The organism is Paenibacillus sp. VTT E-133280, assembly GCF_002264385.1.
Lineage (GTDB): Bacteria > Bacillota > Bacilli > Paenibacillales > Paenibacillaceae > Paenibacillus_AQ > Paenibacillus_AQ nitricinens.
The window spans coordinates 15,556-30,610 of record NZ_NFUX01000021.1 but is presented as its reverse complement, the minus strand read 5'-3'; the positions used below and the strand labels follow the sequence as shown (position 1 = coordinate 30,610).

Below are 15,055 nucleotides of genomic sequence, written 5' to 3'. Positions count from 1 at the left end.
TTCTCCTCAATTGTTTACTATTGGCAGTTCTTCGGAAATTTTCTCTTCTACTTCAAAGATCACTTTCATATAAACTTTACCATTCTCTTTCTTCTCATGCAAAACTTTTTGACTTTTGATGACGCTATCAACGCCATAACGCGCCAAAATATCATTCTTCGCTCGCTCTATTCCCTTTTCAAATCCAGCCTCTGGAGTTAATGTCTCACTTGTTTCACTAATCTCCATTTCTTTCTCAGTCATTAGGCCCAGCGGCAGCTTAAAGGACCGCCAGGATAGCGGATCGTGCTCAATAAGCGTTCGTGATTTCTCAAAAGGAGAATCGCCATAACCCCATAGCTGGATAGCCCATTTGCCAAGCACCAGATAGGTTCGATCCTTACGATCCCCTGTATATGAACTATTTGTTGTTGTAAGAGGCACCTCTATATTGTATTCATGCCACACTAGACCCTTAACTTCACCTTTAGCCACCACGTACTGTACATTCTCTTCGTCGCCTAAAGCACCCGAAATCAGGATATCCCCTTTTTTGACCCGTGAGTTACGCGCTACAACCGGTCTGCCCTGCTCCGCATATATTTCAGTTACCACCGCATCTGTTCTGCTAATCAAATGCCGCTGGCTAAGAAGAGGTTTAATATCCGGCTGTTTAGATTCTACCACCTGAATTTTAATGCTCGTCCCCGTCCGCTGCACCCCTATCCATGAAACGCCGGGTAATTGGGCTAGGAGCCCCTTAGAGAGCTTGTCCGGCTCATCCAGACGCCATATCCATTGAAAAGGATACACCCCCTCCTGACGAGCAGCTGCCAATATATCCTCAGAAGCAATTTTTTCATTCCCCTCGACTCTAATGCTCCATACCATCGTGGATAACATAAAGAGCATAATCCCGAATACCAATATTCCCATGCCAAAAAATTTACGTTTCCAAAGCCGCGCCATCAAAAAAGGCAGTCCGCTTCTTCCTGTAACGTGCATCCGACAGCCTGTCTTCTTTAAAATCGGACGGAGGACATAAAAATCATTCAGAAGCAGCTTAAGGGAAGCGCCGCCCTCAGCGGGCCTCACATCCCAAATCACTATACCTGCTTCAGAAATGACATTAATGAATCTCTCCACCTGAGGCCCCGTCACATGCAGTGTAACGGATCCCCGCAGTGATGAAAGAGGTGGTTCCTTCATGATTTCCCCTCGCTTTCTTTATATCTGATCTCTCCGATAATGCCTTCTACCGCCAGCTCCTGGCCAAGAATATTGCGAATGACAAGATCCTCGCCCGTGATTTCAAGCGATCCATTAGCTAACGCGAGCTTAAGCTGGCCTGATGAAAAATGCAGCACGCCGCGATGATTCTCGATATACAGTTCTTTATTGCCGATCAGGGTGATCCGGGGCATTTCCTGTAGTAAGTCCTGTGGTAAATCGAGCACCCCGTTTGTCCATCCCCGCAGCCTGCGGCCAATACGGGTCATAAGTAGACGTTCCCCCTTCCTGCCTTCTGTACACCTTATGCGGCAACACTTTTGTTTATGAGAAGAAGTAATAAAGGAGCAGCATTCAGGTATAAAAAACATAAAAAAAGCCTCAGCTTTCCTATCGTTAAGATAAGAAAACTAAGGCTTAAAATTGTTACTTTGACCGAAAATTACGATCTTCGGGTGGAATGCGGCTGGCGCGCGCGCGGAGGTCCTAGAATCTCCGCCCAAACCACACCATTGCGCAGCTCACCCCTATTCGCTGTTCTATTTGACTCGACAGCTGTGTCAGAGGATGTGCTCTTCGTCTTCTCCGATTTAGAATCTGCTCCCGCGATTCCATCAAAAGCAGCTTGAATACGCCGCACCTCTTCTTGCATTTTTTGCGTGCGCAATTCAACTCCGTCATCAGCGTGCTCCAAAGACATACCTTCTCCAGTAGAATAATCTGGTGTCGGGATGTACGCAGGCTCTGGAAAGGCAGGTGATGCATCATACTCGCGGGAGGATGTAGTCACAGGAGTTGGAAACCCACTCCTAGACTGTTCAGGGTGGTCTCCGCTCCCATCCACATCCTTATTACGACGTAAAGGATTCTCATCTCCTCCACCAAAAGTGGGCATTCCTCCACGTGTAGCACCTTTAGGTTTGTTCTTCGCAGCCTTGTTCACATTGGATACAATCGCGAAGATAATTACCGCAACGATATAGATCCAGCTCATGGAGATTCACATCCCCTTTTATTTATTATTGTTAGGACGGTTATTGTCGTCCTGATCATTCATTTTGCCGAGGGAGCCTCGCATTTGTGTATCCGCCTCGATATTTTTGATGTTCATGTAGTCCATCACACCGATTTGACCATTTCTGAGCGCCTCTGCCATCGCCATAGGCACCTGAGATTCAGCTTCCACAACAAGCGCCTTCATTTCAACAACGCGTGCCTTCATCTCTTGCTCATGAGCGACAGCCATTGCTCTGCGTTCTTCAGCCTTAGCTTGTGCAATACGTTTATCCGCTTCTGCTTGTTCGGTTTGAAGATAAGCACCGATGTTCTTACCTACATCGATATCCGCAATATCAATGGAGAGGATCTCAAAAGCCGTACCGGAATCCAAACCTTTGGCCAAAACTGTACGTGAGATCGAATCTGGATTCTCCAAAACATCTTTATGCGAATCACTCGAACCTACCGTAGTTACAATCCCTTCACCGACCCGGGCAATAATCGTTTCTTCACCTGCACCACCAACGAGACGGTCAATATTAGCACGAACAGTAACCCTTGCTTTTACTTTAACCTCAATACCATTCTTAGCTACAGCCGCTACAATAGGTGTTTCGATCACACGTGGATTTACACTCATCTGAACGGCCAGAAGTACGTCACGTCCTGCGAGGTCAATTGCTGCTGCGCGAGTGAATTCCAAAGGAATGTCTGCACGCTGAGCGGCAATCAGGGCATTAACCACCCGGTCTACATTACCACCAGCGAGATAGTGACTCTCCAGTTGATTAATGTTAAGTCCAAGACCAGCTTTTGTCGCTTTAATCATAGGATTAACAATCCGACTTGGTGTTACACGACGCAGTCTCATCGCTACTAACGTAATAATACTAATTCTAACCCCTGACGCCAATGCAGAAATCCAGAGCATGACCGGGAAAAAGCTTAAAAAGACACTCAACAAAATGACTACGACTACCGCAATCAACAAAAAAGTAATTAAAGATGCTTCCATAACTTTACAACCTCCAGTAAATTATTGTGGAGCTACTATTCGCCATACCTTTTATCTTTTACCTTATTCCTTAATTTCCTTCACCACAATCCGTCCGCCCTCAACTTTTACAACAGAGACCGGTGCATTAACGCTAATAAAGCTGCCTTCAGTAACGACATCTACCCGCTCGCCGCCAATCATAGCCGTTCCGGATGGACGAAGTGGTGTAATACTGTTTCCTATAGCTCCAACTAAGCTTAACTTCTCTTCAACAGGTACAAATCCCTGATCTTTGGAGAGCGTATCCTTCAAAATAAACCTATTCCAAATTCCACGTTCTTTAAATGCGACAGCCACAATCACAATGACTACTGTTGCAGCCGCGAATGCGATACCGAGACTAAACAATGCATGTGTGAAGCTGTATGCTGCGCGTACGACACCTGCCACAAGGCTGACGGAACCTAGTATCCCCAATATCCCAAAGCTCGGCACGAACAGCTCCAGCACAAGCATGACAAGTCCGATGATGAACAAAAGCCAAGTCTCTGATCCGGCAAACCCTGCTACAGAATTTCCGAAAAAATATAAAACGAAGGCTAATGTCCCAATAATCCCAGGTGCACCGAAGCCCGGAACGATCAACTCAATCACAATGCCTGTAATCCCGATGAATAGCAGAATCGTCATAATAATCGGATTTGTCAGAAATTGCGACATTTTCTCGGCACCCGTATGCTCCACACGAAAAATATCATCTGTAGTATAACCTAACCAAGTAATTGCCTCTTCTGGAGTGGTTGTAATTTGATCAGCATAACCAGCTTTTAATGCTTCGTCACTAGACAAGGCAATAATTTCGCCCTGCGCTTTAGATACGCCTAGATCTGGCTTATCCACAACCAAATTACTATCGACCATTCCCGCAGCAATATCAGGATCACGCTCATTTAAAGCAGCGGCTCCAATCATTTTTGATTTCCAGTAGGACACCATCTTCGCGTCTTCTACTTTCTGGCCGCCACTATCTACTAGAGATGCAGAACCGATCATGCTGCCCGGCTTCATGATGATTGCACCTGCGTTAAGTGCTATGTAACTGCCTGCGGAAGCGGCATCACCTTTAATAAAAGCTGCGGTAGGTATGTCACTATCTCTTACCATCGTCCCAATCTGTTCTGCTGAACTCACCAGTCCCCCCGGTGTATCCACCTCCAGTACAATTAGAACCGCTCCATAATTAGCAGCTTCTGCGAACCCTCTTTCCAAAAAGCTTTGCAGACCTCTTTCAATTTTTTGATCAACCGGAATAATAAACACCGGGCCTTTCTTCATCTCACCATTCGCAGCCTTTGGTGCTTTTGGCACGGTTACATCAGCGCTTACATTCGGGATAAACGGCGTTAAGAGCAGTAGCAGTAAAACAACCGGAATGCTGGATAACATAATTTTCCGTAATCTTTTCAATGTTTTTACCTCCCTTCTTCAATTTGACCCGGGACACATACACTTTATTACGTTGTAAGCGTAATTACGTTTCAAAACAAAGAAAAGCACCCCTTTTGCAAGGGGTGCTGGCGCTATATTATTGCAGAAATTGCTGAACCGCTTGGTTCACGAGTTTACCATCGGCGCGACCTTTGACCTTAGGCATCAGTGCGCTCATGACCTTACCCATTTCACTTTTCGAAGAAGCACCGGTTTCCTGGATGGTCTGCTGTACAATTGCTTTAATTTCTTCTTCGGAAAGTTGCTCGGGAAGATACTTAATAATAATCTCGATTTCTGCCTTCGTACTCGCGGCAAGCTCATCGCGACCCGCTGATTCAAATTCTTGGAGGGCATCTTTGCGCTGTTTGATTTCACGACTAAGGATATCAAGCACTTCGTTGTCGTCCAATGTTCTCTTCAAATCTATTTCAAGATACTTTATTGTAGAACGAACCATTCGAATCGTGGAGAGCGTGAACTTGTCCTTACTCTTCATCGCTTGCTTCATATCTTCGTTCAATCTCTCGCTAAGATTCATGCGTGGGTAATCCTCCTAAAACTTTCTCTTACGAGCAGCCTCAGACTTCAGCTTTTTCTTAACGCTTGGCTTTTCGTAATGTTTGCGTTTCTTCACCTCAGCCAAGACACCATCTTTTGCGATGGAACGTTTAAAGCGACGAAGTGCAGCATCAATTGTCTCGTTTTTGCGAACTTTCGTTTCAGACACAGTTTCCCCTCCCTCCGACCATACCGTCCAAGAGCATAACACGGTTTATCAAATTCCATTATAGGTCAAACGGAAATAGGGTGTCAACCTTCGTGTTATTCTTTTTTTCTGGCAAGTTCTTCAACATTTAATGATTGTACTATGCGTGAGAAGCTGAGTTTCCTGTGAGAGCTCCCAGCTTGGCCCCACCAAGCAAGTGATAATGAAGATGAGGCACAGCTTGTCCACTATCAGGACCACAATTATTGATCAAACGATAACCAGACTCGGCAATCCCAAGGTCGATAGCGATCTGTTGCGCTACACTGTGAATTTCCGCAATTAACGGAAGATCCTCAGGTGTGACATCATTCATGGAAGCAATGAACTTCTTTGGAATGATCAACACATGTACCGGTGCAGCCGGCTCGATGTCGTAGAATGCAAGAATACGTTCGTTCTCAAATACTTTTTTGGAAGGAATAGTACCCTCAATAATTTTGCTAAACACGGTCTCCATAGAGTGCTTGCCTCCTAAAAATTGGTGAAATTTCACTTCATCATAAGATAATCATACAGGATAATCACCAATTACGAAAGACGCTAGAAGATTCAACATCCGCACGCTAGAGCTGTATCTATTACAGAATGAAATCCATTAACCATTGAAGTGGAGCTATATATACACCCGTAGGGTTAAAAATGGCAAAAAAAAGAGAAACACCCTTCACAGCTTATAAAGCTGATTCGGCGGCGGACGTATGAAAAGGATTAAATTCCCGGTCATACGTCCGCCGAGGTGTTTCTAAAGTAATGTCGGCTTAGCTGTATTATAACAGTGCGTTGATGCTGTATCTGTGATATCGATCACACGGTTTAAAACACTTCACATTTTTTCCAAAAGGATACGAGATCCCCCTCCACCTTGTTCAGCAGGAACTACCACCAGCTTGCGTGGCAACCTTGCACGAAGCTCTGGAACATGGCTGATAATACCGACAGACAGCTGGTCATTATGCAACCTTTCAAGTGAAGTAATCACTGTATCCAGCAGCTCTGGGTCGAGAGTACCAAAGCCTTCATCCAGGAAGAAAAATTGCAACGGATATTGCCCACGCAGCTGGATCTGAGCTGAAAGAGCAAGTGCCAGCGAAAGGGATGTTAGGAAGGTCTCTCCACCAGACAGGGTTGAGACAGGTCTTCTCACCCCGCCGTTCCCGTCATCACGGATCACAAAGCCGCCACCCGAATCAACCTCCAATGCATAACGCTGCTTACTCAGGAATCGAAGCCGCTGAGAAGCGGACTGACACACCTGCATCAATTGTTCCTCAGCAATGTACTCAACAAAGGCATTCCCGCGTAAGACCGTCTGCAGTTTGGAGAGTTGATCTTGCATAGAAGCGTGCTCAATCCGCTCTGCTTCAAGCTCCATCCAGCGGATATGCCGATGCCGCAGGTCCTCCAGATCACGCTCTGCACGTGCTCTTGCCTGAAGAGATATTTCATCCTCCGCCTTGCTTTCTCTTAAGGTCCTTTGACTTTCTTGCCATTCTTCTTCACTTAAGCTGGCCCCGTCAAGCTTCTCTTCAATGTTACGCAGTTGCAACGAGACCTCAGTTTCTTCGGCACGATGAGCACGTACGCGGGAAGATGCCATTTCCCGTTCTTCAGAAGTGAGCGCTGCTCCTTCAACCTCAGCGGCTGAACTAAACATTGAAGAAGCCAAGCTTTGTTCCCAATGACTGGAAGCTGCTACGTAATGTTCACGCGCAGATTCTGCAGCCTGGCGTGTAATTGCTGCTTCCTTAACCTCATGCTGAGCCTTCTCCGCCGCCGCGAGATGTAACTGCTTGCTTGTCTCCAGAGCAGTTAACAATTCCTGCAGACGTCCTTCACATTCCGCTAGAAGAGGAGCAGCAGCACGGCCATTCGTCCACTCCAGTAAACGCTGATCTTTTTCACGCTGCAATTCTTCCTTGCCTTCGATCTGTGTGATCGATTGAGCCAGCTCTTTATCCAGCCCCGTTATGGTCTCTTGAAGGTTCTGCACTGAAGCATTTTTCTCCTCCAGAAACTTGACGCTGATATCAAGACGAGATCTAATTTCTTCAGCTTGTGCATCCTTCGCTAACAGATCACGATAAGCTTGTTCCACTTCTCCAGGTGCCAGATCCGGGAACTGCTGTGTCCAGTTCTGCCGCATAGCCGTTAGCTGGGCGCTTAGTTCCTCAGCTTTGGCAGCGATTCCTTCTACCCAGCTCCGTTCACCTGTGACACCTGCCGCTTCTTTGAGGCACAACTGCTGGACCTCCTGCATCGATTGCTGCCACTGTACCGCAATTCGGCGTAGCTCGCCTGACTGTCCTTTTAATGCCAAAAGTGCAGCTTCAAGTTCTGCCAAGGCTTTTTCATCTGGAACGGACACATCGGTTGAGGAAACCTCAGTAGTGCTGACTTCTGAACCAGCAGCTGCAGGGTGATTTGCCGCTTCGATGACTTCATTTCCAAATACCTGCTCCAGCCATATTTGATCCTGTTCACGAAGACCGCGGAACAAATGACGAGCTTCCAAAGCCCGTCTGGACAATGTGCGAACTTGCTGAAGCTTCATTTCCAGTTCCTGTTGCTCTAAGCTATCCTGCAATAATGCAGGTGCAGGATGATGCTCGCTGCCGCATACCGGGCAGGGATGTCCTTCTTCCAGCTCCTTAGCTAGCGCTAAAGACAGTCTGTGAAGCTCTTGATCCTTCATAGCTGCTTCCAAAGCACTGACATGTTGCTCCAGGTGCTCCGCTGCGGCACGCGCAGCTTCTTCTGTCGCCAGCAGCTTCTCTTGATGTACCGCCGCCTCGCGGATCAGTTGCCCGCGAGCAGCTTCCTGCAGTTCGCGACGGCCCTCGGCCTCCGCGAGTCGCGCCTGCGCAGCCGCGAGAGCAGCGGCACGCTCGCGGCGCTCCTTCTCCGCCTTATCCCACTGGGATTCGGCGGAGTGCAGCCCTTGCAGTCTCTGCATCGCTTCTTGCAGAGACTGCCGCTCCTGGGAGCGGACACCGAGCGGCTGCAAGCTCTGCTGCAGCTCTTGCTGGCGCTTTTGGCCCTTGGCCAAAAGCTCACGCTCCCGGGCCATGCCCTCCCGCAGCTCCGCCAGCTTGCGGGAGGCCTCTTCGCGGCGCTCGCGCAGAGCCGCGAGTTCGCGCCGTAGCGCGCTGAGCTCGGACTCGAGCTCCAGCGCGCGGCGGTAGGTGCCGGCCCCCTCCCGGAGGGCCGGCTCTTCCGCTGCAAGCGCGGCCTGCGCAGCAGCCGCGGCAGCAGCGGCATGCACCGCCTTCTGCTCGGCGGCGGCGGCCAGCACCTCTTGGCCCTCCGCGCGGGCCAATCGGCTCTTAAAGGCTTCTTCCGCGCTTCGCCATGCTTTCAGCGCAGGAAGCCTAGCCTCGGCCTCGTCAGCTTGGCCGAGCTTCCGTTCAAGGAGGAGAATCTCCTCCTCCTTGGCGAGCAGTCCCTGCCGCTGTAGCTCGCGGCGGGTCCGTTCCTCTTGGAGCTCGCGTATACGCGCGAAACGCTCCGAGACCTGCAGCGCCGCCTCCAGCTTCTGGCGGCATTCCGCAGCATAAAGGGTGGCCTGCTCGAGGCGCTCCGCCGCTGCCTCTACATCCCCTTTGCCTGCGCTGCCAAGACCCTGCTGCTCAGCAATCAGCGCGCGGAGCGCAGCCTCATTCTCCTTCACCCGGCGGCTAAGCTTGATTGCCAGCTGATCGCCATACTGTTCCAGATGGAACAGGCGCTGCAGCATTTGCCGACGATCTACGCCACGAAGTGATAAGAATTCGGCAAATTTCCCTTGCGGCAATACAACTGCTCTCGTGAAGTCATCCATTTTTAGACCGATATGCTCCTCCACACAGCGCGTAACATCTGCGAGCTTATCCGCCATAACGTTATCTCCGTCAGCTGTAATTTCGATGAAACGGCTAATCGTGTTGCTGACGGTTTGCTCTCCCGTACGTTTGAATTTACGTTCAACCCGATAACGACGTGCCCCCGCGGAAGAAGTGAGCTCAAAGGTAAACGCTACGCTGAGTGAATCTTCAGAGTGGTTCATAATCCCCTGTGTTCCATTAACGGCACGTTCCACTTTCCCGTACATCGCCAAAGTAATAGCATCCAGCAAGCTAGACTTGCCGCTGCCCGTAGGTCCAAAAATCCCAAACAGACCCGTCTCACACAGACTTTCAAAATCTATTTCTTGCATTTCTCTATAACTCTGTAATCCTGCAACTTTTAATAGAATAGGTTTCACCTTAGTTCTCCTCTCCTTCCTCTGGCTGACGCCGTTCTTCTTCAGTTAGCTGTAAGAACAGCTCTATCAAACTATCTTCCGGTTCCGCTCCACCTGTCTGACGCTGATAGAATTTACGGAATAATTCTTGCACCGGCATACGTGAACGGGAAGTCTGTTCAAGCTCCATCTCCATTTGCGGATAAATGGGACGAATATGAATAATTCCCTCGCGCGACTTGCGCAGGCGCTGTATATCATTCATCGACATGGCTTCACTAAGCCGAATCTCCAAATCTATAAAAGCAGAAGCATCTCTGCCTTCATCCAGCCATTTATATACCTCCTGCAATCCACCTGTGGAGCTCCATCTTACAAGCGGACGCCCACAGCGAAGGTAAATTTCTTCGAAGATTGGCTCACCGCCCGGCGCAACATCAATCAGCGTCACCGATTTGGCCTGTCCCGCTTCAGAAAAACTGTATGCCAACGGAGATCCACTGTAACGGATCATTCCTTCCCCTTTGACACGCTGAGCGCGATGAAGATGTCCTAGTGCAGTATATTGCGCTCCACAAGTCAAAGCAGAAGGATCAACGGTATACGCTCCTCCTACCTGAATCGGACGTTCCGAATCACTTTCCACACCACCAAGCACATAAATATGGCTCATCGCTAAATTTACGGTCTGCGGCGTAAATTCCCGTCCCAACAGCTGCATGAGCTTGCCTACCCGTGCGCTATAAGCCAGTCGAAGCTCCTCTTCTCCGCTATCTCCTGCAAGTAGTTCACCGAGACGCGCTTCGGAGGGATAAGGAAGAGCTGCGATTTTGGCGATCTCACCCGTTCGTGCAGCATGAACAGTCACTGGCTCTGAGGTAGGAAGCCCCACTAATGTAATCCCCTGCCTTAATACAAGCGGTGAAACTGAAGATACGCGCTCCGGTTGATCATGGTTTCCGGCGATCACAACAAGGGGCCTGCCCCCTGCAGTCAGCCTTGCGGCAGCCTCATAGAATAGTTGTTCTGAAGCCGCTGGTGGATTAACGGAATCGTACACATCTCCCGCCATCATTATCAAATCCACCTTATGAAAATCGGCGATTTCCACCAATTCATCTATGAACTGCTCCTGCTCCTTCTGCCGGCTTCTTCCTTCCAGCGTTCGGCCGAGGTGCCAATCTCCCGTATGCAATATCCGCATCTTCGTCCTCTTTCCCCGCTCCTATGCGGTAATGAATAGATTTATAATTTCACAGCATGTCCGCCGTCAAAAAAGTACAGCCAAATCTCGCTGATCGGTTCTCCCAAAATATCATGTAATGCCTTGCTGTATAACTCTAGCTGAAAACGATATTTTTCTTTAAGCGCTTCTAACCCACCCTGATGTTCTAAAACAGAGTCCGTCTTATAGTCTAACAGAATCATCCGGTCCTCTTCGCGGAACAGGCAGTCAATGACCCCTTGGATCAGCACTCCTTCACTAAAGCCTTCATTATTATTTCCATGGCTTAGCTCTGAGACGGCTTTATTCATATAATCGAGCCCTCCATAAGCCTCGCCTGCGGGAAGCATATAACTGAACGGCATTTCTCTAAGCTTCCAAGAAGAATCTATTAATCTACGACCCAGTTCATTCGTATAAAAAGTCTCTATCTGATCGGGGGCAACCGCCTCCACCTGCTCAGCAGTTAGAATAGCCAATCTCTGCAAACGGGCTAATGTTTCTTCCACAACTTTAGAATCAACAGAACCCTCCAGCGGAATATGCTGCATAACCGTATGGTAAGCTGTCCCGCGCTCCGCTGGGGTTAGACTGCGCTTTTCCATAAATTTCGGACGCCGCAAATGCAGACTGTCTGCTCCTGCCACATCTGAACGCTTATTGTTTTCTGTTGAGGTGACAGGATAACTATCTTCCTCTAAGAGATCATAAGAAGGCTGATCCTGCATCGACAACAAAGATTTTAACTCTGTAACAGAGGTTTTGGCAGGAATACCAGAGGCAGCCGCAAACGGATAAGGCCATTCTAGTCTTCTAGCAATTTCATCGCTATCCACAGATCCATAGACACTTACAGATTCACCTTTTTGCAGCGCCTTGAGTACAGATTGACGTTCTTCTGCTTTGTCCTCTGAGTTATCCGAAGGAAGGAACGCCCCGGAATTCAGTTCGGAAGCATGCTGCACACTGATGCTCCAGTTCGAGACGTCGCTGTGCAGCACTGTCGAGACGGTACCTTCAGAGCCGCCTAGCTTACGAAGAACAGCCGCCGCCGGATGCCGGATCAATGCCGGTCCAACCCAGTCCAGATAGCTGCGACCGCGGGCTAGTAAATGATCAGCAAGCAGTAGCTCATCCCGATTCTGTACACTGCTCCAGCCCGCAATTTTCCGTGGTATATCTCTTACGGTACCGACTAGAATCATCTTATCTCTCGGACGAGTTAAAGCTACATATAATACCCGCATTTCCTCAGCCAATAATTCAAGTCGTGTACGACGATTAATAGCCAAATAAGGAAGCGTCGGGTAGCTGACCCGTGTTTCCCGCTCCACAAAACGTGGCCCGAAGCCAAGCTCTTTGTGCATCAGGAAAGGAGAATGCAAATCCTGTCGATTAAACTGCTTCGCCATACCCGCTATAAAAACAACAGGAAACTCTAAGCCTTTGGATTTATGGATGGTCATAATTCTGACCCCATTGCCCTCTTCGCCGCCACCACCAGCTACACCAAGATCTCCGCCATTCTCACGAAGCCGTGAAATGAACACCAGAAAACGGAACAACCCACGCGCCGCAGTATCATTCTCAAATTGAACAGCCCGATCATACAAAGCTTTAAGATTGTTCTGTCGCTGTGAGCCTCCAGGCAAGCCTCCAACCCATTCCAGATAGCCGCTCTCACCATAAATACGCCAAATCAGCTCACTGAGACTGCCTTGTCTAGCCGCATCTCTCCAGCTTTCAAGCCGTTCCAGAAAATTCTTAAGCTTATGCTTCAGCTTTAGGCTGATTTGCGGTAAAGCTCCACTTTCAGATTCCACCTCATTAATGATTTCATCATTATTATTATCTGAGGTGACTTTCTCTTCCGCTGCACTTGCTGTTTCTATCACATGAGCCGAGAAAAGATCGTATTCTTCCTCAGCTTCCTTTATATCTTGCAAGCTCGCTGCCACTTGTACAGCATGATAGAAAGAACCATGGCTGTACATCCGAACTGTAGCCAGTTCCTCTTCCGTTAAACCAACGACAGGAGAGCGGAGCACGCCGGCGAGTGGAATGTCCTGCTGAGGATTATCGACTACTTTTAAAAGTGAGAGTGCAATTTCTACTTCAGTGGCTTCAAAATATCCTTTATTCAAATCTCCGTAAGCAGGGATTCCCTCCATCCGAAGCTCCTCGATAATCAAAGGGGTCCATATTCTCGCCGAACGAAGCAAAATCACGATGTCCCCATAAATCACTGGGCGCATAATCTTAAGCCCTTTATCATAAATCAACAACGGCGATCCGCCGTTCAGGCCAGTCATCTGTAATATACGCCGGGCAATCGCCCTTGCTTCCAGCTGCGCGGTCTCACTCTCAATAGCTTCGCTTTCCTGAAGTGGCAGCTCACCGTCCTCAGAAGTCTCTTCTATTTTACCTGATGCCGCTCCGCGATCGATCAATAATAGCTCTGGTGCAAAAAAAGTATCTGGCCCCTTCTCTGCTGCACCCGGGAAATTCGCACCATACACAAGCTCAGCGCGTTCGTCATAATTAATCTCAGCCACCGTCTCATTCATAATCTGCCGAAAAATCATATTTACGGCATTTACAACCTCCATACGACTACGGAAATTACGGGCTAGATCGATAACCGAACCGCCGGAAGATTCATTAGACTTCTCAGATAACTCACTTAACTCGGATTCGCCTATTGTATTACTGCCACCTCCGGCATTCTTAGAGCCAAAGCTACGGTATTTATCCAGGAACAGCCCCGGCTCTGCCAAACGGAACCGATAAATACTTTGCTTCATATCTCCGACCATAAATCGGTTACCAGGTGTTTCGCGGGAGATCAGCCGCACAATCTCTTCTTGTACACTATTCGTATCCTGATATTCATCTAGCAGAACCTCATCGAATTGGGCGCGGTACTCCATCGCTGCATCAGAAGGCATGGAAAGGCCTGGTAGAGAATCAGGATGGCGCAAAATTTGCAGACAATAATGCTCCAAATCACTAAAGTCGACGAGACCCCGTCCTGCTTTTTCCATTCGATAACGTTCACCGAACGCTATCACCGTCTCCGCAAGCTCTGCCATAAGCGGAGCCGCCTCGTTCAGTTCTCTCAAAAAAACATCTGCTGGACGGCCAAACAGCGCCTTCTGAAGATCTAAAACACTCTTCTTCACACTATCGCGCAGTTCTTTAACCATTTCCTGCAGTCCAGGATCTGTCGAATCCTTCTTACAAGCTTTCAATTTTCCAAAGTATACTTCCATGAAAATATCATATAATTCTGCCCATGGCCGTTCATTCACAGCCTCCTGCAATGCACTTACCATCTCAAGGTCAGTCGTCAAATTCTCGGCATAAGGCGCCGGACCACCCGGCTGTAGCGCGATCTCCCTGCCTTGGATAAGCTGACTGGCTGCACCCTCAAGGGTCAGCTTCGCTTCTTCAAGAATACTTAGCACCCAAGGAGTTCGACCTAAGCTATCTGTGTCTGGTAATGAGAAATCAGCTGCGGTATCCCGAAGCCACTGCTCTGGCCAAGGATGGCTGCGGGCATAGTCATGCAGTCGCTGTATGAGCGCATGTACCGCATCATCGCTGCGTTCACCACTGAACCAGTCAGCAAGCTGCACAAATATGCTATCCGCGCCATCTTCACCTGCTTCACCGTATTTTTCCTCCAATAGCTCTTGAAGCAGCTCCTGCCGCATCATCTCTGCTTCATGTTCGTTCAGGATACGGAAGCCGGGGTCTATCGGAATGATCTGATAATAACGCCGGATCACTTCCAGACAGAAGGAGTGTAGTGTTGTAATCGAGGCTTTCCCGAGCAACGACAGCTGACGGCGTAAATGGTCATTCTCTCCATTCTCCTCAAGCTCCCGGTCTAGTGCTTCCCTAATCCGCTGGCGCATCTCGGCAGCAGCAGCTTTGGTAAACGTAGCTACCAGCAATCTATCTACGCTAAAGCCATTCTCTTCCTTGCTGATTTTGCGAATAATACGTTCTACAAGTACCGCTGTCTTACCGGAACCTGCCGCCGCAGCAACGAGGATATCATCACCGCTCTCAGCGATGGCGCGCCACTGGTCATCACTCCATATGCTCCCTTCCGGTTTCGCTTCTATTTCAGGCTTCATA

The 15,055-nt window shown here is 48.7% G+C and carries 11 protein-coding genes; all 11 read right to left on the bottom strand.

From position 1 onward, the window contains the following. Positions 1 to 6 precede the first annotated feature (6 nt). Positions 7 to 1,188, bottom strand: coding sequence for a sporulation protein YqfD (gene yqfD / locus CA600_RS11590; protein WP_094870317.1), 1,182 nt, complete (start codon positions 1,186 to 1,188; stop codon positions 7 to 9). Then, the gene (gene yqfC / locus CA600_RS11585) at positions 1,185 to 1,478 is read right to left on the bottom strand and encodes a sporulation protein YqfC (RefSeq protein WP_094870316.1); all 294 of its coding nucleotides are present in this window, start codon (positions 1,476 to 1,478) and stop codon (positions 1,185 to 1,187) included. Before yqfC ends, yqfD begins: the two co-directional genes overlap by 4 nt. 173 nt (positions 1,479 to 1,651) lie before the next feature. After that, entirely contained in the window at positions 1,652 to 2,203 is a 552-nt protein-coding gene (locus CA600_RS11580; RefSeq protein ID WP_094870315.1) for a hypothetical protein, read from the bottom strand. A gap of 18 nt (positions 2,204 to 2,221) precedes the next feature. Continuing rightward, a complete protein-coding gene (gene floA, locus CA600_RS11575; protein ID WP_060621995.1) occupies positions 2,222 to 3,223 on the bottom strand; it encodes a flotillin-like protein FloA in 1,002 nt (333 codons plus the stop codon). Positions 3,224 to 3,286: 63 nt separating this feature from the next. Further along, the gene (locus CA600_RS11570) at positions 3,287 to 4,672 is read right to left on the bottom strand and encodes an NfeD family protein (RefSeq protein ID WP_256989816.1); all 1,386 of its coding nucleotides are present in this window, start codon (positions 4,670 to 4,672) and stop codon (positions 3,287 to 3,289) included. A 118-nt stretch (positions 4,673 to 4,790) separates the two neighbouring features. Next, positions 4,791 to 5,234, bottom strand: coding sequence for a GatB/YqeY domain-containing protein (locus CA600_RS11565; protein WP_042190953.1), 444 nt, complete (start codon positions 5,232 to 5,234; stop codon positions 4,791 to 4,793). Positions 5,235 to 5,249: 15 nt separating this feature from the next. Then, the gene (gene rpsU, locus CA600_RS11560; RefSeq protein ID WP_036657994.1) at positions 5,250 to 5,423 is read right to left on the bottom strand and encodes a 30S ribosomal protein S21; all 174 of its coding nucleotides are present in this window, start codon (positions 5,421 to 5,423) and stop codon (positions 5,250 to 5,252) included. A 139-nt stretch (positions 5,424 to 5,562) separates the two neighbouring features. Further along, entirely contained in the window at positions 5,563 to 5,922 is a 360-nt protein-coding gene (locus CA600_RS11555) for a histidine triad nucleotide-binding protein (protein ID WP_042130338.1), read from the bottom strand. A gap of 366 nt (positions 5,923 to 6,288) precedes the next feature. Next, positions 6,289 to 9,705, bottom strand: coding sequence for an AAA family ATPase (locus tag CA600_RS11550; protein ID WP_094870314.1), 3,417 nt, complete (start codon positions 9,703 to 9,705; stop codon positions 6,289 to 6,291). A 1-nt stretch (position 9,706) separates the two neighbouring features. Next, positions 9,707 to 10,888: an exonuclease SbcCD subunit D gene (locus tag CA600_RS11545; RefSeq protein ID WP_094870313.1), complete on the bottom strand. Its 1,182-nt coding sequence runs from the start codon at positions 10,886 to 10,888 to the stop codon at positions 9,707 to 9,709. A gap of 41 nt (positions 10,889 to 10,929) precedes the next feature. After that, on the bottom strand, positions 10,930 to 15,054 hold the full coding sequence (addA, locus tag CA600_RS11540; protein ID WP_094870347.1) for a helicase-exonuclease AddAB subunit AddA: 4,125 nt from the start codon (positions 15,052 to 15,054) through the stop codon (positions 10,930 to 10,932). Position 15,055 lies beyond the last annotated feature (1 nt).

Excerpts from the sequence above, each read along its gene's own strand:
- yqfD (WP_094870317.1), bottom strand. The coding sequence starts at position 1,188 with ATGAAGGAACCACCTCTTTCATCACTGCGGGGATCCGTTACACTGCAT.
- yqfC (WP_094870316.1), bottom strand. The coding sequence starts at position 1,478 with ATGACCCGTATTGGCCGCAGGCTGCGGGGATGGACAAACGGGGTGCTC.
- CA600_RS11580 (WP_094870315.1), bottom strand. The coding sequence starts at position 2,203 with ATGAGCTGGATCTATATCGTTGCGGTAATTATCTTCGCGATTGTATCC.
- floA (WP_060621995.1), bottom strand. The coding sequence starts at position 3,223 with ATGGAAGCATCTTTAATTACTTTTTTGTTGATTGCGGTAGTCGTAGTC.
- CA600_RS11565 (WP_042190953.1), bottom strand. The coding sequence starts at position 5,234 with ATGAATCTTAGCGAGAGATTGAACGAAGATATGAAGCAAGCGATGAAG.
- CA600_RS11555 (WP_042130338.1), bottom strand. The coding sequence starts at position 5,922 with ATGGAGACCGTGTTTAGCAAAATTATTGAGGGTACTATTCCTTCCAAA.
- CA600_RS11545 (WP_094870313.1), bottom strand. The coding sequence starts at position 10,888 with ATGCGGATATTGCATACGGGAGATTGGCACCTCGGCCGAACGCTGGAA.
- addA (WP_094870347.1), bottom strand. The coding sequence starts at position 15,054 with ATGAAGCCTGAAATAGAAGCGAAACCGGAAGGGAGCATATGGAGTGAT.